Origin of the sequence: Cupriavidus respiraculi, assembly GCF_914271545.1 — a bacterium.
Taxonomy (GTDB): Bacteria; Pseudomonadota; Gammaproteobacteria; order Burkholderiales; family Burkholderiaceae; genus Cupriavidus; species Cupriavidus respiraculi.
The window spans coordinates 252,980-271,916 of record NZ_CAJZAH010000002.1; the positions used below are offsets into that span (position 1 = coordinate 252,980).

Here is an 18,937-nt window from a genome sequence, read left to right on the forward strand (position 1 = left end):
GGGAGAACTCCGAAAGCGATCGACAACACGGCATCTCCGCGATCACTGACGCTGCCGAAGCAGCAATCGGAGCATACACCCCGCGCGTGACGACGGCGCGGCGAAGCGACGCGGACGCGGCCCGATGCGGATAGCGATGCGGATAGCGATGCCGGCGCAAGCGGCGTGGGCGGTACACCCGGGAACAGATTCAGGCGGCCATCCTTTGCGCCGGAGCCTGCGGATCGTCCGGCTGGAACGCGCGCAGATCGCCGGGATCGCGCGCGCGGATCTGCTCGGTGACGAAGTCGATCAGGACGCGGATGCGCGCGGGCAGGTGCTGGCGGCACAGGTAGCAGATGTAGTGGGCCTGACCCTGCGGCGCGTATTGCGGCAGCGCCATGACCAGCTCGCCGCGCTCGATATGCTCGCGGATCTGGTACCCCGCCATCTGCGCGATGCCCCGCCCCTCCAGCACGGCGCGCAGGACGAGGTCGGCATCGTTGAAGCTGAGCCGCGCGGCGGGCAGGTACTTGCGCGGCTGCCCCTCGGCCTCGAACTCCCATTCCGCCACGCGGCCGCTGGCACCGCGCAGATTGATGCAGTCATGCTCGCTCAACGCGTCCAGCGTGGCCGGCAGCCCGTGCCTTTCCACGTAGGCGGGAGACGCGCAAAGCGCGACCGGCATCGGGACCAGGCGTTTGGCCACGATGCTCGAATCGGCGATGCTGCCGTTGCGGAAGGCGACATCGATCTGGTCGGCGGCGAAGTCCGCCGGGCGATCGTCCAGCACCAGATCGACCGCGATATCGGGATAAGCGTCGTGGAATCGGGACAGCAGCGGCGCTACCACCTTGCGGCCGAAATCGACAGTCGAGCCGATGCGCAGCTGGCCGCGCGGCGGGCCCTGGCGCAGGTCGCGCAGGTCGTTCATCGCGTCGACGATATGGGTCACGCCGCGATTGCAGTTCTCGAAGAAGCGCTCGCCCTCGCGCGTCAGCCGCGTTGCCCGCGTCGTGCGGAAGAACAGGCGCGTGCTCAGTTGCGCCTCCAGCTTCTGCACGTTGCGGCAGACTGCCGAACGGCCGATGCCCAGCCGCTCGGCCGCGCGCGAGAAGCTGCCCTCGGTGGCCACCGCCATGAATGCGACGATGCCCGTATAGCTTGCCGCGAAGCAGGACGACAGCGCGTCGGTCGGATACGGCAGGCCGACATGAAATCCGCGCGGCGATACAGGCGACTGGTGCATGGCTGGCTCCCACCTCGATAGGCCCATCCCGGCGACGCGAATGCGATCGCCCCGGACATGAGACAAGGGTAGGCCGACGTGCGCCACAAGACCATTCTACGAACCGATGGCGCCGCCCCTACCAACGCGTCGCGCGCCTATACGCAGGTATGACACGGAGCCCGCGGCGCGCCGCACGCGCGCAGGGAACCCCGGCGCGGCAAGCGCCGCCCGGACTATACGTTCGTATGATTCTCGGCCGCGGGTGCGAGGATTACGCTTGGTTCGTAGGCGCGGGCCGACGGACGCGAAGGCGTTCCAGGAGCCCGCCCGCATCCTTTGAAGCCGAGGCCCGTCTCTTGTGCTCCGCCGAAGTAGTCTCGATTGTCGATGACGACGAATCCATCCGCCTGGCGACGGGAAGCCTCGTGCGCTCGTGCGGCTGGCCGACCCGGCTGTTCGCGTCCGCGGACGAGTTCCTGGCCTCCGGCCTGGTCGGCCGGACTTCGTGCCTGATCTCCGACGTCATGATGCCCGGCATGTCGGGCGTCGCGATGCACGACCGCGTGCGCGCAATGGGCTACGCGCCGCCGACCATTTTCATCACCGCGTTTCCCGCGGCCGAGCTGAAGGCCAGGGCATTGGCCAATGGCGCGCTGGCCGTGCTGGACAAGCCGGTGGATCCCGACGCCATTGCCTACTGGCTGGCCATCGCGCTGAAGACGCCTTAGGCCGCCCCCGGCCCCGGCCCCGGCCCCGGTCCCGGCTCAGGACGATTTGCGCTGCTGCGGGACGATCCCCAGCGATTCCGATTTCCTGACAAGGTCCGCGACCGAGCGCGCGCCCATCTTCTTCATGACCTGGCCGCGGTGGATCTTGACCGTGATTTCGCTCAGATTCAGTTCCGAGGCGATTTGCTTGTTCATCAACCCCGCCACCACGTACCCCAGCACTTCGCGCTCGCGGCCGGTCAGCTGGTCGTACGCCGCGCGGACCTCCGCCAGCGACTGCTCCGCCGCAAGACGTTCGCCGTCACGCGCGAGCGCATTGGCCACCGCGTCGAGCATGTCCTGGTCGCGGAAGGGCTTGGCAAAGAAATCGACCGCACCGGCCTTCATCGCCTTGACGGTCATCGCGATGTCGCCATGCCCGGTCACGAACACGATCGGCATGCGCACGCCGCTTCTCGCGACCTGCTCCTGGAAGGCCAGCCCGCTCTCGCCGCGCAGCCGCACGTCGAGGATGAGGCAGCTCGGACCGTCGTGCCTGGGCAGGGCAAGGAATTCCTGCGACGACTCGAACGTCTCCACGCGCAGGCCCACCGAGCGCAGCAGCCCGCGCAGCGCCAGCCGCATCGACTCGTCGTCGTCGATCACATAGACCACGGGCTCCTTGCGCTCGCGTGCACTGCTGGCCGGCGTCGGATGCGTTTCGCGAAACATATGGGCTCCTTCCCGCGCGGTGGCGGTGTAGCCATTCTAGGCAAGATTTCGCCGGCGGCACATCGGCTTCTTCCTGAACGGGGCCCCGGCGCAAAGCCGACGGCTGCCTGCGGGATCGCCATGTGGGCAGTCTGTCGATCACGCCGAGGGCCAAGGAGGCGGCCGGGCGTTCCGCACGTGGCGCCCGGCGTCCCGTACCACTGCCTGCGGCAGGTCAGCAAGGCGGAGTTCGACAAGCATTGTTGCCCGGCGGGAAACGGTGAGTGAGCCGCCGCGCCACTACTCCGGCGTCCATGCAATACCTACCATGCCGACATGGCGATGCGTCGGGCGTGATGGACGACAACAGCGCAGTGCCCGCCGAAGGAGAGCAAACATGCCTCGTCTGGAACCGCTGTTCGTGTTGGCCGCCTGGCTGCTGCTGACGGTGGCCAACGCCGGTCTGGCCGTTGCCGTGGCGTTCAGCGGCGCCGTGTGAAGCGGACCATCGGCCAACGCCCGCCGCGCAGCGCAATTCGCTGCGTCTCATTCGCTGCCGCACGTTGGGGGCGGCGATTTTCCCCCTAGGTAGTCGTAAGGAAACCACCATGAAACGAAGGATCCTGATTGTCGGCGGCGGCTTCGCCGGCCTGTGGACGGCGCTCGGTGCGGCGCGCGTTCTGGATATGGAGCGCGCCAGCTCGCTGGTCGAGATCACCCTGGTGTCGCCACGGCCCGACCTTCACATTCGGCCGCGCCTGCATGAGCCGCGTCCCGAGCAGATGGCGGTGCCCCTGCGGCCCGTGCTCGACGCGGTCGGCGTGAAGTTCGTCGAAGGCACGGTCGACCGCATCCATCCCGGCGACCATTGCGTGGAGATCACCACGGCGGCCGGCGAGACGACTACGCTGGCCTACGACCGACTGGTGCTGACCAGCGGCAGCCAGCTCTTCCGCCCGCCGCTGCCGGGGCTCGCGCAGCACGCCTTCGCCGTGGACCAGCTCGACGATGCCGTGGCGCTGCGCGAGCATCTGGAGGGACTGGCGTCCCGGCCGGACACCGCCGCGCGCAATACCTTCGTCGTCGTGGGCGGCGGCTTCACCGGCCTGGAGGTCGCGACCGAGCTGCCCGGACGGCTGCGTGCCATCCTGGGCGACGACGTGCGCCCGCGCATCGTCGTCGTCGAACGCTCCGAGGCCATCGGTCCGGACCTCGGTCCCGGCCCGCGCCCGCAGATCCTGGAGGCGCTGGCCCACCTGGGCATCGAGACGCGCGTCGGCGCGGGCGTGGTGTCGGTCGATGCCGGCGGCGTGGTGACCGCGACCGGCGAACGTATCGACGCCGGCACGGTGATCTGGACGGGCGGCATGGTGGCCAGCCCGCTGACCGTGCAGGTCTCGCCGAACGTGGACCGCCAGGGCCGCCTGGAGGTGTCCGGCGACCTGCGCGTGGTGGGCGTCAAGGACGTGTTCGGCGCCGGCGACGTGGTGCGCGCGCTGACGGACGACGAAGGCCACTACTCGCTGATGTCGTGCCAGCACGCCCTCTTCATGGGCCGCTTCTCGGGCCATAACGTCGCCGCCGATCTGCTCGGCCTGCCCACGATGGAGTACCGCCAGCCGTTCTATGCCACGTGCCTGGACCTGGGCGAGTGGGGAGCCGTTTATACGGAAGGCTGGGATCGCCAGGTGCAACTGACGCACGCCGAGGGCAAGGCGCGCAAGATCCTGATCAACACGCAGTGGATCTACCCGCCCGCGCCGGAGCGCGCGCAGGCCCTCGAAGCGGGCAATCCGCAGCTGAGCTACACGTAAGGCGCGGGACGCCGCGGGCCATGGGCCGGCGGCGTCCCCATTGATTCACGCCGTGACATAATCGGGCGGCACTCAGTGCCGCCGCGCATGGCGGCCCGCACTGTCTTCCTCCTGCCATTGCCGGCACGCGCGAACCGCGCTACCGTGGTTGCCTGACCGGGCGCCGGCGAAAGCGCCGGCGCTATCCCATGGACAGGAGACCCCACATGCCAGCCCCCATCGACCATGCGCAACTGGTGGCCGCCATCGGCGACGCCATCGTGATCGCCGACCCGCAGGGCGCCATCACGCTATGGAACCCTGCCGCGGAACGGCTGTTCGGCTACACGCAGGAAGAAGCCCTCGGGCAATCGCTGGACCTGATCGTTCCGGAACGCCTGCGCGGGCGGCATTGGCAGGGCTACGACAAGACCATGGCAACCGGCAGCACACGCTACGGCAGCGAACTGCTGAAGGTGCCGGCCGTGGGCAAGGATGGCAAGGCGATGTCGATTGCGTTCACCGTGGCGCTGCTCAAGGATGGCAGCGGCGCGGTGACGGGGATCGTTGCGGTCATTCGCGACGAGACGGCGCGCTTTCAGGAGGAGCGGGCGTTGAAGAAACGGCTGGCGGAGTTGGAGGGGGTGGTGAACGCTGGCGGGGGTTAGGTGGTCGGTTTGCGGCGGCTGCGTCTGCTGCGGGCGGTCACCCTCACCCCCGCCCCTCTCCCGCTGGCGGGAGAGGGGAGAAGACCGTCGGCCCGTGCAAGTGCTGTCGGTCTGCTCCCCCTCCCCTCCCCCACCGGCGGGAGACGGGAGAAGACCGTCGGCATATCGAACACCCGCGGTTCGCTCCCCTCTCCCGCCAGCGGGAGAGGGGCCGGGGGTGAGGGGGACCGCCAGCCGAAGCCCCCGACTCATCCCAAGCCAGTACAAAAAAAAAAGCCCGCGCCAAAGCGCGGGCTTTCTCACGGGCCACCAAAGTGGCCCGCTGCGACACCATCACCCCACCCACTTCCGCGCATTCCTGAACATGCGCATCCACGGGCTGCCGCCATCGGGCAGCTGCTTCCAGCCGTCCGGCGCCCAGCTCATGGTCGCGGTGCGGAACACGCGCTCGGCGTGCGGCATCAGCACGGTGAAGCGGCCGTCGACGGTGGTCACCGAAGTGATGCCGTCCGGCGAGCCGTTCGGGTTCAGCGGGTATGTCTGCGTGACCGCGCCGTAGTTGTCGACGAAGCGCAGCGCCACGTCGACCTTCGACTTGTCGCCCTGCTGCGAGAAGTCCGCGAAGCCCTCGCCGTGGGCCACGGCGACCGGGATGCGGCTGCCTTCCATGCCCTGGAAGAAGATCGACGGGGACTGCTGCACTTCCACGGTGACGAAGCGGCCTTCGTACTGCTCCGACTGGTTGCGGGTGAACTTCGGCCATGCGCCCGCGCCCGGGATGATCGGGGCGAGGTTGCTCATCATCTGGCAGCCGTTGCACACGCCCAGCGCGAAGGTATCGGTGCGGTTGAAGAACGCGGCGAACTGCTCGGCCATCGCGGCATTGAACAGCACCGTCTTGGCCCAGCCCTCGCCGGCGCCCAGCACGTCGCCGTAGCTGAAGCCGCCGCATGCGACGAAGCCGGTGAAGTCGGCCAGGTTGGCGCGGCCGGCGATCAGGTCGCTCATATGCACGTCGTGCGTAGCGAAGCCGGCCAGGTCCATGCTGTACGCCATTTCGATCTGCGAGTTGACGCCCTGCTCGCGCAGGATGGCAACGCGCGGCCGTGCGCCCGTGGCGATATACGGCGCGGCGACGTTCTCGGCCGGATCGAAGGTCAGCACCGGCGAGATGCCGGGGTCGGCCGCGTCCAGCAGGCGGTCGTACTCGCTGTCGGCGCAGGCCGGGTTGTCGCGCAGGCGCGCGATGCGCCAGCTCACCTCGCTCCAGATGCGCTGCAGTTCGCCGCGCGGCGCGCCGAAGACCTTCTTCGCGTCGCGGTAGATCTCGATCTGGTCGGTCGTGTTGGGCTTGCCGATCACGTGGCTGCACGACGACAGGCCGGCCTCGCGCAGCGCGCCGAAGACGGCGTCGCGCTCGTCCAGGCGCACCTGGATCACCGCGCCCAGTTCCTCCGAGAACAGCGCGCGCAGCGTCTGGTCGTTGCGGCGTTCCGCGATCTGCTGGGCCCAATTCTTGGCGTCGCCGTAGTCCTGCTCGCCGGTCGGGTCCAGCGTCAGCATGTCGACGTTGAGGGATACGCCGCAATGGCCGGCGAAGGCCATTTCGGCCACGGTTGCCATCAGGCCGCCGTCGGAGCGGTCGTGATAGGCGAGCAGCTTGCCTTCGCGGTTCAGGCGCTGGATCGCGTTGAAGAAGTTGCGCAGCTCCACGGCGTTGTCGACGTCGGGCGCGCTGTCGCCCACCTGCTGCGTGACCTGAGCCAGGATGCTGCCGCCCATGCGGTTCTTGCCGCGGCCAAGATCGACTGCGATCAGCACGGTATCGCCGCGGTCCGTGCGCAACTGCGGCGTGAGGGTCTGGTTGACGTCATCGACAGCCGCGAACGCCGAGATGATCAGCGACACCGGCGCCACCACTTCCTTGGCCTCGGCGCCGTCCTGCCACTTGGTGCGCATCGACAGCGAATCCTTGCCCACCGGAATGCTGATGCCCAGCGCCGGGCACAGGTCCATGCCCACCGCGCGCACAGTGTCGTACAGCTTCGCGTCCTCGCCCTCGACGCCGCACGCGGCCATCCAGTTGGCCGACAGCTTGACCTTGCCCAGGTCCTTGACCGGGGCGGCCGCCAGGTTGGTCAGCGCCTCGCCGATGGCCATGCGGCCCGACGCGGGCGCGTCGATCACCGCCAGCGGCGTGCGCTCGCCCATCGTCATCGCCTCGCCCGCCGTGCCCTTGTAGTCGAGCGTGGTCACCGCCACGTCGGCCACCGGCACCTGCCACGGGCCGACGAACTGATCGCGGGCATTCATGCCGCCCACGGTACGGTCGCCGATGGTGATCAGGAACGACTTGCTGGCCACCGTAGGGTGGCGCAGCACGTTGCGCACGGCCTCGTCCAGCGAGACGCCGGTCACGTCGACGGCCGGCAGCGCCTGCGCGACGCGCTTGACGTCGCGATGCATGCGCGGCGGCTTGCCGAGCAGCACGTCCATCGGCATGTCGACGGCATAGTGCTCCTTCAGCGAGGCATCGACGCTGGCGTCGACCAGTTGCAGCTGCTTTTCCTCGGTGGCGATGCCCACCACGGCGAACGGCGCGCGCTCGCGCTCGCACATCGCCTGGAAGCGCGGGAAGCTGTCCGGCGCGATGGCCATGACATAGCGCTCCTGCGACTCGTTGCACCAGATTTCCGCCGGCGACAGGCCGGATTCTTCGAGGTGCACCTGGCGCAGGTCGAAGCGCGCGCCACGGCCCGCGCCGTCCACCAGCTCGGGGAAGGCATTGGAGATGCCGCCCGCGCCCACGTCGTGGATCGACAGGATGGGGTTCTCGTCGCCAAGCTGCCAGCACGCGTTGATGACTTCCTGAGCGCGGCGCTCCATTTCCGGGTTGCCGCGCTGGACGGAATCGAAGTCCAGGTCGGCGGTGTTGGTGCCGGTCGCCATCGAGCTCGCGGCGCCACCGCCCATGCCGATGCGCATGCCCGGGCCGCCCAGCTGGATCAGCAGCGCGCCGGCCGGCAGCGGGTCCTTGTGCGTGTGCTTGGCGTCGATATTGCCGATGCCGCCGGCGATCATGATGGGCTTGTGGTAGCCGCGCACCGTGCCGCCCACGTTCTGCTCGTAGACGCGGAAGTAGCCGCCCAGGTTGGCACGGCCGAATTCATTGTTGAAGGCCGCGCCACCGAGCGGGCCCTCGATCATGATCTGCAGCGGCGAGGCGATGCGGTCCGGCTTGCCGGTCACGCCCGGCTGTTCGGCCGCATTGCGATGGGCCATCGGCTGGGCCGCGTCGCGCGCGTTTTCCCACGGCTCGACGGCGTCGGGCAGCATCAGGTTCGACACGGTGAAGCCGGTCAGGCCCGCCTTGGGCTTGGCGCCACGGCCCGTCGCGCCCTCGTCGCGGATTTCGCCGCCGGCGCCGGTGGACGCGCCGGGGAACGGCGAGATCGCGGTCGGGTGGTTGTGCGTCTCCACCTTCATCAGCGTGTGGGTCAGCGCCTCGTGGCGGTCGTACTTCTGGTCGTCGCCGCGCGGGAACCAGCGCTCGGCCACATCGCCCTCCATCACGGCCGAGTTGTCCGAATAGGCGACGATGGAGCCCTGCGGATTGAGCTGGTGCGTGTTGCGGATCATCGCGAAGAGGGACTTGTCCTGCTCCTCGCCGTCGATGGTCCACGTGGCATTGAAGATCTTGTGGCGGCAGTGCTCGCTGTTGGCCTGCGCGAACATCATCAGTTCCACGTCGGTCGGATTGCGCTCCAGCTTCGCGTAGGCATCGACCAGATAGTCGATCTCGTCCTCCGACAGCGCCAGGCCCATGGCCACGTTGGCTTCGGCCAGCGCGGCGCGGCCACCCGTCAGGTCGATGAAGCGCAGCGGCTTGGCCGGCAGTTCCTCGAACAGGCCCGCGGCGGCGTCGCGGCTCGCGACCACCGTTTCGGTCATGCGGTCGAACAGGTGAGCGGCGACGGCCTCGCGCGTGGCGGCATCCAGCGTCTTGCGCCCGCGCAGCAGGCCCTTCTTGCAGACCACGGTGATCTCGACGCCCCGCTCGATCCGGTGCACGTGCGACAGGCCGCAGTTATGGGCGATGTCGGTGGCCTTGCTGGCCCACGGCGAAATCGTGCCGAAGCGCGGAATGACCACGAAGCGGTCGCCCTCGGGCTGCTCGGCGAACGGCGCGCCGTAGGTCAGCAGCGCGGCGATGCGGTCTTGGTCGGCCTTGTCCAGCGGCGTATCGGTATCGACGAAGTGCAGGAACTGGCCGTGCACGGACTCGATATCGGCGTCGATCTGTTTGAGGGCGGTGAGCAGGCGTTGCTGGCGGAAGGCGGAAAGCGCCAATGCGCCGGGGAAGCACGAGAAATGCGCCATGATCTGAGCGGTCGGGAGGCGAAGGAGGTGGGGCTGCAGCCGGCGGCCCCGCTTTTGGCGGGCCGCGCGGCGGAAAACCGCTATTGTACCTTGCCGGGGGCGGGGTTTTGCGGTGCCGCAATGGGGGTGGTTTGGCGGCTGGAGGATGGCGGGCGGTCACCCTCACCCCCGGCCCCTCTGCCGCTGGCGGGATAGGGGGAGCAAACCCTCAGCGCTTGGAGTCCCGACGGTGTTCTCCCCTCTCCCGCGCGCGGGAGAGGGGCGGGGGTGAGGGTGACCGCCCCCAAGGGCCGACCCCCTCAACCCACCAAGACATCACCCTTCCCCATACCCGCCGCCGCCGGGCGTCTCGATGACGAACACGTCATCCACCGCCATCTCCGTGCGGGCCACATGGTCCAGGGCCTCGACCCGCCCATCCGCCCGCACCACCAGATTGCGTCCCCGCTCGCCCGGCTCGCCGCCGGCCATGCCGAACGGCGCATGTACCCGGTTGTTCGACAGGATCGACGCCGTCATCGGCTCCAGGAAGCGCACCTTGCGAATGCCTCCGTTGCCGCCGCGCCAGCGCCCCGCCCCGCCCGAGCCCGGCCGGATCTCGTAGCTGTCCAGCCGTACCGGAAAGCGCCATTCCAGCACTTCGGGATCGGTGAGCCGGGAATTGGTCATATTGGTCTGCACCACATCGCAGCCATCGAAGCCATTGCCCGCCCCGCTGCCGCCCGAGATGGTCTCGTAGTACTGGTAGCGCTCGTTGCCGAACGTGAAGTTGTTCATCGTGCCCTGGCTGGCCGCGACCACGCCCAGCGCGCCGTACAGCGCGTTCGTGATGCAGCTCGACGTTTCCACGTTGCCCGACACCACCGAGGCCGGATAGCGCGGATTGAGCATCGACCCTTCGGGAATGATGACCTTCAGCGGCTTCAGGCAGCCCGCGTTCAGCGGAATGTCCTCGTTGACCAGCGTGCGGAAGACGTACAGCACCGCCGCCATGCACACCGCGCGCGGCGCGTTGAAGTTGTTGGGCAGCTGCGCCGAGGTGCCGGTGAAGTCGACCACCGCTTCGCGGCGCTCGCGGTCCACCGTGACGCGCACCACGATGTGCGCGCCGTTATCCAGCGGATAGCGGTATTCGCCGTCCTTCAGCGCGGTGATCACCCGCCGCACGGCTTCCTCGGCGTTGTCCTGCACATGGCCCATATAGGCGCGCACGACGTCCAGCCCGAACTGCGCCACCATCTTGCGCAGCTCCTCCACGCCCTTGGCGTTCGCCGCCACCTGCGCGCGCAGGTCGGCCATGTTCTGGTCGGCGTTGCGGGCGGGATAGCGCGCGCCCGCCAGTAGCGCCCGCATGCCGGCGTCGTCCAGCACGCCGCCGTCGACGAGGCGGAAGTTGTCGATCAGCACGCCCTCCTCCTCGACCACCGTCGAGTCCGGTGGCATCGAGCCCGGCGTGATGCCGCCGATATCCGCATGGTGGCCGCGCGAGCCGACATAGAACAGCACCTCGCGCCCGGCCTCGTCGAACACCGGCGTGATCACCGTCACATCGGGAAGGTGCGTGCCGCCGTTGTAAGGGTCGTTCAGCACGAACACGTCCCCGTCCTTCATCCGGCCGGCATTGCGCGCGATCACGGTCTTGATGCTCTCGCCCATCGAACCGAGGTGCACCGGCATGTGGGGCGCGTTGGCGATCAGGTTGCCGTCGGCATCGAAGATGGCGCAGGAGAAGTCCAGCCGCTCCTTGATATTGACCGAGTACGCGGTGTTCTGCAGCCGCAGGCCCATCTGCTCGGCGATGGACATGAACAGGTTGTTGAAGACTTCGAGCATCACCGGATCGGCCTGCGTGCCCAGCGCGCGGCGCTGCGGACGCGGCACCGCGCGCGTGAGCAGCAGATGGTCGCGCTCGGTCAGTTCGGCCTGCCAGCCGGGCTCGACCACGGTGGTGGCGTTCTGCTCGGCGATGATCGCCGGCCCCATCAGCCGGTCGCCCGGGCGCAGCGCGTCGCGGCGATAGAGCCCGGTATCGTGCCACTGGCCGCCGCTGAACATGCGGACCTGCTCGGTCGCGATCGGCCCGCCCACGCGTGGGGGCAGCGCTTCCGGCTTTTCCTCGGGCGCCTGCGCCACGCCCACCGCCTCCACCGAGACGGCCTCGGCCACCAGCGGCTTGCCGGGCATCAGGAAGGCATAGCGCTGGCGATAGGCCGCCTCGAATGCGCCGCGCATCGCATCCAGCGTGCCGAACGGCACGATCAGCGCCGAATCGGTGCCCTCGTAGCGCAGGTGCACGCGGCGGATCAGTTCGATGCGGCGCTCGTCCTCGCCCTGCTCCAGCAGCTCGTTGCGGGCCTCGGCGCACAGTTCGTCCAGGTGGCCGGCGAGCGCCGCCACTGCCGCGTCGTCCAGCCGCGCCTCGATGGCGCGCTCGCGCATCGCGGTGCGGTCGGCCAGCCCCATGCCGTAGGCCGACAGCACGCCGGCGAGCGGATGCACGAACACGGTCTGCATGCCCAGTGCATCGGCCACCAGGCAGGCGTGCTGGCCGCCCGCGCCGCCGAACGTGGTAAGCGTGTAGCCCGTCACGTCGTGGCCGCGCTGCACCGAGATCTGCTTGATGGCATTGGCCATGTTGCCGACCGCGATCTCGATGAAGCCCTCGGCCACCTGCTCCGGGCTGCGCCGGTCGCCCGTGGCCGCCGCGATATCGTCGGCCAGCGCGGCGAAGCGCTGCGCCACCGCGTCGTAGTCCAGCGTCGCATCCGCGCGCGGGCCGAACACCGCGGGGAAATGGCGCGGCTGGATCTTGCCCAGCATCACGTTGCAGTCGGTCACCGCCAGCGGGCCGCCGCGCCGATAGCTGGCAGGCCCGGGGTTCGCGCCGGCCGAGTCCGGCCCCACGCGATAGCGGCTGCCGTCGAAATGGAGGATGGAGCCGCCGCCCGCGGCCACCGTATGGATGCTCATCATCGGCGCGCGCATGCGCACGCCGGCCACGCTGGTTTCGAACACGCGCTCGAAGTCGTTCGGATGGCTGCCGTTGAAGTGAGACACATCGGTCGACGTGCCCCCCATGTCGAAGCCGATGATGCGGCCGAAGCCGGCGCGCTGCGACGAGCGCACCATGCCGACGATGCCGCCGGCCGGGCCGGACAGGATCGCGTCCTTGCCCTGGAAGCGGTGGGCGTCCGTGAGGCCCCCGCTGCTTTGCATGAACTGGAGGTTGACGCCGGGCATCTCGCGCGCCACCTGCTCGACATAGCGCCGCAGGATGGGCGAGAGGTAGGCATCGACCACCGTGGTATCGCCGCGCGAAACCAGCTTCATCAGCGGCGAGACCTCGTGCGACACCGATACCTGGGCGAAGCCCGTCTCGCGGGCGATGCGCGCCGCGGCGGCCTCGTGCGCGGTGTAGCGGTAGCCGTGCAGGAACACGATGGCCACCGCGCGGATGCCGCTGTCGAACACCTGCCGCATCTGCGCGCGCAGGGCCGCTTCGTCCAGCGGCTGCACGACATCGCCGTGCGCGCCGACGCGCTCGTCGACCTCCACCACCTCGCGGTACAACAGTTCGGGCAGCACGATATTCAGGTCGAACAGCCGCGGGCGGTTCTGGTAGGCGATGCGCAGCGCATCGCGAAAGCCCCGCGTGGTGAACAGCGCGGTGGGCTCGCCCTTGCGTTCGAGCAGCGCATTGGTGGCGACGGTGGTTCCCATCTTCACCACCTCGACCTGCGCCGGCGTCACCGGTTCGCCCGCCGCGAGGCCCAGCAGATGGCGGATGCCCGCCACCGCCGCGTCCGCGTATTGCTCGGGATTCTCCGACAGCAGCTTGTGCGTCGCGACCGTGCCGTCCGGCCGCAGCCCGACGATATCGGTGAAGGTGCCGCCCCGGTCGATCCAGAACTGCCAGCGGCGGGAATCGAAGGGAACGGCGGTGCGGGATGACGGCGACGACGACACTGGCACTCCTTGCGGGGAAATTGCGGTTTGGGGCGGTCGGGGGCGGTTGGGGCGGTTCGGGTGTTGCTGCGCGGGCGCTACAGCGACGTGGCCGAGCGCGCGGCCTGCTCGTAGAGACCGGTCAGCACGCGCAACAGCCGTGCCAGCTCGCCGATCTCCAGGTTCTCCGCGCTGCCCGCGGTGAAATTGTTGGTCAGGCACTGCTCGCGGATCTCGCGATAGCGCGCGCAGGCATCGGTACCTGCCGGCGTGGTCGCGTAGGTGGCTTCCTTGCCGACCCGCTCGCCTTCCACCAGCCCGAGGCCCTGCAGCTTCTTCAGCGAGTAGGTGACCAGGTGGGTGTCCTCGACATTGAGTACGAAGCAGATGTCCGCGAGCCGCTTGGCGCGGCCACGGTGGTTGACGTGGTGCAGCACCAGCACGTCGAGGAAGGTCAGGTCGCGCACGCCGGCCGCGCCCATGCAACGCACCACCCAGCGGCTGTAGGCGTTGTAGGCCGTGTTCAGGCCGAACTCGAACTCCGACAGTTCCGGGCTACGCTCGGACACCAGGTGCGCCGACGAGACGATGCTGGGACCCGTGCCGCGGGACGGGCCACCGCCCGCCCTGCCCGCACCGCCGGCATCGGCGGCGTTGGCCGCGCCGTGCTCGTCGACGGCGCTACCGGCCGTGCGCTCGGGCCGCGCCGCGGTACGGGCGCCGGGCGCGCGGGCGGCGAGGGAAGACGCGACGTCCGTCGCGGGCTTGCGGGCCATGGCAACACTCCTGGTTGGTCATCCGGTGGGCATCGCGACAGGCAACTAGGTAGTTCCCCGTATCCGCCGGCGATAGATTTAGCTTGACAGTTTATAAACAAATTATGAGCATGAACACCCAATAATTACACCTATTAACCGGGGGAGCTTTCGGTGAAATCTGCACGAATTACGCGCATGAAGCGCCGTGGCCGCACTGCGGCGGGGCATGCCCCCTTGCCAGGATGCAGGGCTTTCACCGTTGCGACCGCGGCATCGGCTGGCTAGACTCGATCCGGCCACCGCCGCGCCCATGCGTATGCCTTCCAACGCGTTCGCCCCGAAACCACTGGCGGTCCCGCATTCCTCGCCCTGAACGACGCCCATGTCCATGCTGCCCGATATCGAATCCCTGAACGAGACGCTGCGCCCCGGTTCGTCGCCCGCCGGCGCGACACGCGTCGCCGCGTCCCGCGCCGAGCTGATCGCGCGCATCGCGGACGCGGCGGCGCAGGGCAGCGCGGCATCGGTCTTTCTCGGGACGAGCTTCGACACGGCCGGCGCCACCGCCCGCGCGGCGGATGCGGCGGCAAGCGCCGGCAAGCCGCTGCATCCGCTTGCCGGGCTGCCGGTGTCGATCAAGGACCTGTACGACGTCGCCGGCGAAACCACGCGCGCGGCCTCGCCGGTGCGTGACGACGCGGCGCCCGCCGCCGCCGACGCTCCCGTCGTGGCGCGGCTGCGCGCGAGCGGCGCCGCGCTGGTGGGCCGCACCAACATGACCGAATTCGCGTTCTCCGGCGTCGGCATCAACCCGCATTTCGGCACGCCGGTCAATCCGGCCGATACGCAGGTGCAGCGCATCTGCGGCGGCTCGTCGTCCGGCGCCGCGGCCTCCGTCGCGCTGGGGCTGTCGGTGGCCGCGCTGGGCAGCGACACCGGCGGCTCGATCCGCATTCCGGCGGCGCTGTGCGGGCTGACCGGCTTCAAGCCGACCGCGCGGCGCGTGCCGCTGGCCGGCGCCTTTCCGCTGTCCTACTCGCTCGACACCGCCTGCGCGATGGCGCGTTCGGTGGCCGACTGCGTGCTGGTCGACGCCGTGATCGCCGATGCGCCGGTGGTGCCGGTGGTCAAGCCGGCCGGCGCGCTGCGCCTCGCGGTGCCGCGCCAGGCCGTGCTGGACGAGGTGGACGACAACGTGGCGCGTGCGTTCGATCTCGCGCTCGGCCGCCTGTCGGCCGCCGGCGTTCGCATCGAGCAGATCGATGTGCCGGAGCTGGACGAACTGCCCGCGATCAATGCCGCCGGCGGCCTCACCGCCTCCGAGGCCTACGCCATCCACCGCCACACGCTGCCCGCGCGCCGCGATCTGTACGATCCGCGCGTGGCCCGCCGCATCGAGCGCGGCGCGGCGATGAGCGCGGCCGACTATATCGACCTGGTGCGGGCGCGCGCCGCGTGGATCGCCCGCGTGGAGGCCCGCATCGCCGGCTTCGACGCCGTGGCCTGCCCCACCGTGCCGATGGTGGCCCCGGCCATCGCCCCGCTGCTGGCGGACGACGACCTGTTCCTGCGCACCAACACGCTGCTGCTGCGCAATACCTCGATCTTCAATTTCCTCGATGGCTGCTCGATTTCGCTGCCGTGCCACCAGCCCGGTGAGCTGCCGGTCGGCCTGATGCTCTCGCACGGCGCCATGCGCGACGCGCAGGTGCTGGGCACGGCAATTGCATTGGAAGCCATCGTGAAGCGTTGACGGGCGAACCCGCCCATCGGCGCGATCCGCAGACGAAGCACCAGGTCCGCACGGGCCAAAGACAGTAACGACGACGGGAGAATGAGATGCAACGGAAGGGAATGCTGAAATCGGCTTTGCTCGGCGGCCTGATGGCCTCGGCCTTCGCGCTGGCGCCACTGGCGCACGCACAGGTCAAGTGGGATCTGCCCACCGGATATCCGTCCAACAACCCCCACACGATCAACCTGGACCAGTTCGCCAAGGACGTCGGCACGGCCACGCAGGGCAAGCTGGTCATCACGCTGCATCCGAACGGCTCGCTGTTCAAGGCCAACGAGATCAAGCGCGCCGTGCAGAGCGACCAGGCCCAGATGGGCGAGGTGCTGATGTCGCTGCTGGAAAACGAGAACGCGCTGTTCGGCGTGGATGCCGTGCCGTTCCTCGCGACCGGGTTCGATGCCTCGCAGAAGCTGTGGCAAGCGCAGCGCCCGGTGCTGGAGCGCCTGCTCGACCGCCAGGGCATCAAGCTGCTGTACGCGGTGGCATGGCCGCCGCAGGGCATCTACGCCAAGAAGGAGCTCAAGTCGGGCGCCGACATGAAGGGCCTGAAATGGCGCGCCTATAACCCGGCCACCACGAAGATCGCCCAGGCCGTCGGCGCGCAGCCGATGACCATCCAGGCCGCCGAGCTGTCGCAGGCCCTGTCGACCGGCGTGGTGGACAGCTTCATGTCCTCGGGCGCGACCGGCGTCGACAGCAAGGTGTGGGAAAGCCTGACGCACTTCCACACCGTGGACGCGTGGCTGCCCAAGAACATGCTGATCGTCAACAAGCGCGAGTTCGAGAAGCTGGACAAGGCGACGCAGGACGCCGTGGTCAAGGCGGCCAAGGACGCCGAGACGCGCGGCTGGCAGCGCATGCGCGAATACACGCAGCAGTCGCTCGATACGCTGGCCAAGAACAAGATGACGGTGGTCAAGCCCAGCGCGCAGCTGCAGGCCGACATGAAGAAGGTTGGCGACGAGCTGCTGGCCGAATGGGAAAAGAAGGCCGGCGCCGACGGCAAGGAAATCATCGCCGCCTACCGCAAGTAAGCGACCGACCAGCGGCCCGCGAGGCGCCGCGCTTCCGGCACGGTGGCCGCGCGCCGCCGTGCCCCCGGGCCCGCCCGCGGGCCCGCTCCTATTCCTAGCACCATGATTTCACGCTTCCAGTGGTTGTATCAGGGGCTTGCCGTGCTGGCCGCCGTGTTCATCTGCCTGACGCTGGCGATCGAGATCGCCATCATCGTCGGGCGCTTCGCCAACTTCCAGATCGACGGCGCGGACGCGTACGCAGGTTATTTCATGGCCGCGGGGTCGTTCCTCGCACTGGCCGCCACCCTGCGCCAGGGGGACCATATCCGCGTGACGCTGTTCCTGCAGCGCCTGACCGGCAAGAGCCGCGTCTACGTGGAGATCTTCTGCCTGGCGGTGGCGACCTTCCTGACCGGGTACTTCGCGTACTACTCCGCCAAGCTGGTCTACGGCTCCTACACCTTCCACGATATTTCGCAGAACACCGACGCCACGCCATTGTGGATTCCGCAGCTGTCGATGGCGATCGGGCTGTTCGGCCTGTTCGTCGCGTTTGCCGAGGAATTCGTCTACGTCGTCCGCACCCGCCGCCTGGCGCGCGAGGAGACCGACGAGATGGCCCGTACCGAATAGCGCCTGGAGCCAGCACATGGACTTGTGGATTACGTTGTTCCTGATCGTCGCCATCTTCGCCATCCTCGGCGCGGGCGTATGGATCGGGATCGCCATCCTGGGCGTGGCCCTGGTGGCAATGGAGCTGTTCACCAACAAGGTGGGCGGCGATTCGCTGGCGCTGACTGTCTGGGGCTCGCTGTCGAGCTGGACGCTGACAGCCCTGCCGCTGTTTATCTGGATGGGAGAGATCCTGCTCAAATCCAGGCTGTCCGAAGGCATGTTCCGGGGCCTGGCGCCGTGGCTCCAGGGCCTGCCCGGCCGGCTGGTGCATGTGAACGTGATCGGCTGCACCATCTTCGCCGCGGTGTCGGGCTCCAGCGCCGCGACCTGCGCGACGATCGGCAAGATCTCGCTGCCCGAGCTGCGCAAGCGCGGCTATCCCGACGAAATGGCGATCGGCTCGCTGGCCGGCGCCGGCACGCTGGGACTGCTGATCCCGCCGTCCATCATCATGATTGTCTACGGCGTGACCGCCGACGTCTCCATCGGCAAGCTGTTCATCGGCGGCGTGCTGCCGGGCATCCTGCTCGCCGGCCTCTTCATGGGCTACGTGGTGTTCTGGGGCATGCGGAACCGCGATGCGATCCCGGTGCCCGAGGGCCGCCTGACGCTGCGCGAAAAGCTGAGCGAATCGCGCCATCTGATCCCGGTGATGCTGCTGATCGGCGCCGTGCTGGGCTCCATCTACGCCGGCATCGCCACTGCCACCGAGGCCGCCGCGCTCGGCGTGGTCGGCGCGCTGATCCTGGCGGCCTGCCAGCGCACGCTGTCGTGGGCGGCGTTCCGCGATTCGCTGATGTCGGCGACGCGCCTGTACTGCATGATCGCGCTGATCCTGGCCGGCTCGGCGTTCCTGACGCTGGCGATGGGCTTTATCGGCCTGCCGCGCCATCTGGCCGAATGGATCATCAGCCTGCAGCTCTCGCCGTTCATGCTGATCATCGCGCTGATGATCTTCTTCATCATCCTCGGCTGCTTCCTCGACGGCATCTCGATGGTGGTGCTGACCATGTCGGTGCTGCTGCCGACCATCCAGGCCGTCGGCATCGACCTGCTGTGGTTCGGCATCTTCGTCGTGCTGGTGGTGGAGATGGCGCAGATCACGCCGCCGGTGGGCTTCAACCTGTTCGTGCTGCAGGGCATGACCAAGTACAACATCAGCTATATCGCGAAGGCGGCCTTTCCGTTCTTCGTGCTGATGGTGGTGGCGGTCATGCTCATCTGGGCGTTCCCGGGCCTGGTCACCTATCTGCCCGCGCAGATGAAGATGTGAGGCGGC

At 68.7% G+C, this 18,937-nt stretch carries 12 protein-coding genes; 7 read left to right on the top strand and 5 right to left on the bottom strand.

The annotated features are described in order from the left end of the window. Positions 1-190: 190 nt before the first annotated feature. Positions 191-1,228, bottom strand: a complete 1,038-nt coding sequence (locus tag LDO27_RS08730; protein ID WP_224041190.1) for a LysR family transcriptional regulator — start codon at positions 1,226-1,228, stop codon at positions 191-193. Positions 1,229-1,566: 338 nt separating this feature from the next. Between LDO27_RS08730 and LDO27_RS08735 the strand changes: the two genes are divergently transcribed. Beyond that, complete coding sequence (locus LDO27_RS08735; RefSeq protein WP_222201137.1) at positions 1,567-1,938, top strand: response regulator transcription factor; 372 nt, start codon at positions 1,567-1,569, stop codon at positions 1,936-1,938. Between the two features lie 36 nt (positions 1,939-1,974). Here LDO27_RS08735 and LDO27_RS08740 read toward each other — a convergent pair whose 3' ends face one another. After that, positions 1,975-2,649: a response regulator transcription factor gene (locus LDO27_RS08740; RefSeq protein WP_224041192.1), complete on the bottom strand. Its 675-nt coding sequence runs from the start codon at positions 2,647-2,649 to the stop codon at positions 1,975-1,977. A gap of 587 nt (positions 2,650-3,236) precedes the next feature. Between LDO27_RS08740 and LDO27_RS08745 the strand changes: the two genes are divergently transcribed. Together LDO27_RS08745 and LDO27_RS08750 are read left to right on the top strand one after the other, a co-directional pair. Next, positions 3,237-4,442, top strand: coding sequence for an NAD(P)/FAD-dependent oxidoreductase (locus LDO27_RS08745; RefSeq protein WP_224041194.1), 1,206 nt, complete (start codon positions 3,237-3,239; stop codon positions 4,440-4,442). A gap of 206 nt (positions 4,443-4,648) precedes the next feature. Next, the gene (locus tag LDO27_RS08750; RefSeq protein WP_224041196.1) at positions 4,649-5,089 is read left to right on the top strand and encodes a PAS domain-containing protein; all 441 of its coding nucleotides are present in this window, start codon (positions 4,649-4,651) and stop codon (positions 5,087-5,089) included. Positions 5,090-5,422: 333 nt separating this feature from the next. Here LDO27_RS08750 and purL read toward each other — a convergent pair whose 3' ends face one another. The 3 genes from purL to LDO27_RS08765 all read right to left on the bottom strand — a co-directional run bounded on the left by purL (position 5,423) and on the right by LDO27_RS08765 (position 14,190). Next, positions 5,423-9,469: a phosphoribosylformylglycinamidine synthase gene (gene purL, locus LDO27_RS08755; RefSeq protein WP_224041198.1), complete on the bottom strand. Its 4,047-nt coding sequence runs from the start codon at positions 9,467-9,469 to the stop codon at positions 5,423-5,425. Positions 9,470-9,784: 315 nt separating this feature from the next. Next, complete coding sequence (locus tag LDO27_RS08760; RefSeq protein ID WP_224041200.1) at positions 9,785-13,435, bottom strand: hydantoinase B/oxoprolinase family protein; 3,651 nt, start codon at positions 13,433-13,435, stop codon at positions 9,785-9,787. Between the two features lie 77 nt (positions 13,436-13,512). After that, a complete protein-coding gene (locus tag LDO27_RS08765; RefSeq protein ID WP_222201143.1) occupies positions 13,513-14,190 on the bottom strand; it encodes a winged helix DNA-binding protein in 678 nt (225 codons plus the stop codon). A 370-nt stretch (positions 14,191-14,560) separates the two neighbouring features. Here LDO27_RS08765 and LDO27_RS08770 point away from each other — a divergent pair, with 370 nt between their 5' ends. From LDO27_RS08770 to LDO27_RS08785, 4 genes are all read left to right on the top strand, one after another. Next, positions 14,561-15,925 (top strand): amidase, encoded by a 1,365-nt coding sequence (locus tag LDO27_RS08770; RefSeq protein ID WP_224042494.1) that lies wholly within the window; start codon positions 14,561-14,563, stop codon positions 15,923-15,925. Positions 15,926-16,011: 86 nt separating this feature from the next. Continuing rightward, positions 16,012-17,001 (top strand): TRAP transporter substrate-binding protein, encoded by a 990-nt coding sequence (locus tag LDO27_RS08775; RefSeq protein ID WP_224041201.1) that lies wholly within the window; start codon positions 16,012-16,014, stop codon positions 16,999-17,001. Between the two features lie 102 nt (positions 17,002-17,103). Continuing rightward, the gene (locus LDO27_RS08780) at positions 17,104-17,616 is read left to right on the top strand and encodes a TRAP transporter small permease (RefSeq protein WP_222201145.1); all 513 of its coding nucleotides are present in this window, start codon (positions 17,104-17,106) and stop codon (positions 17,614-17,616) included. A 16-nt stretch (positions 17,617-17,632) separates the two neighbouring features. Beyond that, on the top strand, positions 17,633-18,931 hold the full coding sequence (locus LDO27_RS08785; RefSeq protein ID WP_224041203.1) for a TRAP transporter large permease: 1,299 nt from the start codon (positions 17,633-17,635) through the stop codon (positions 18,929-18,931). Positions 18,932-18,937: the final 6 nt, after the last annotated feature.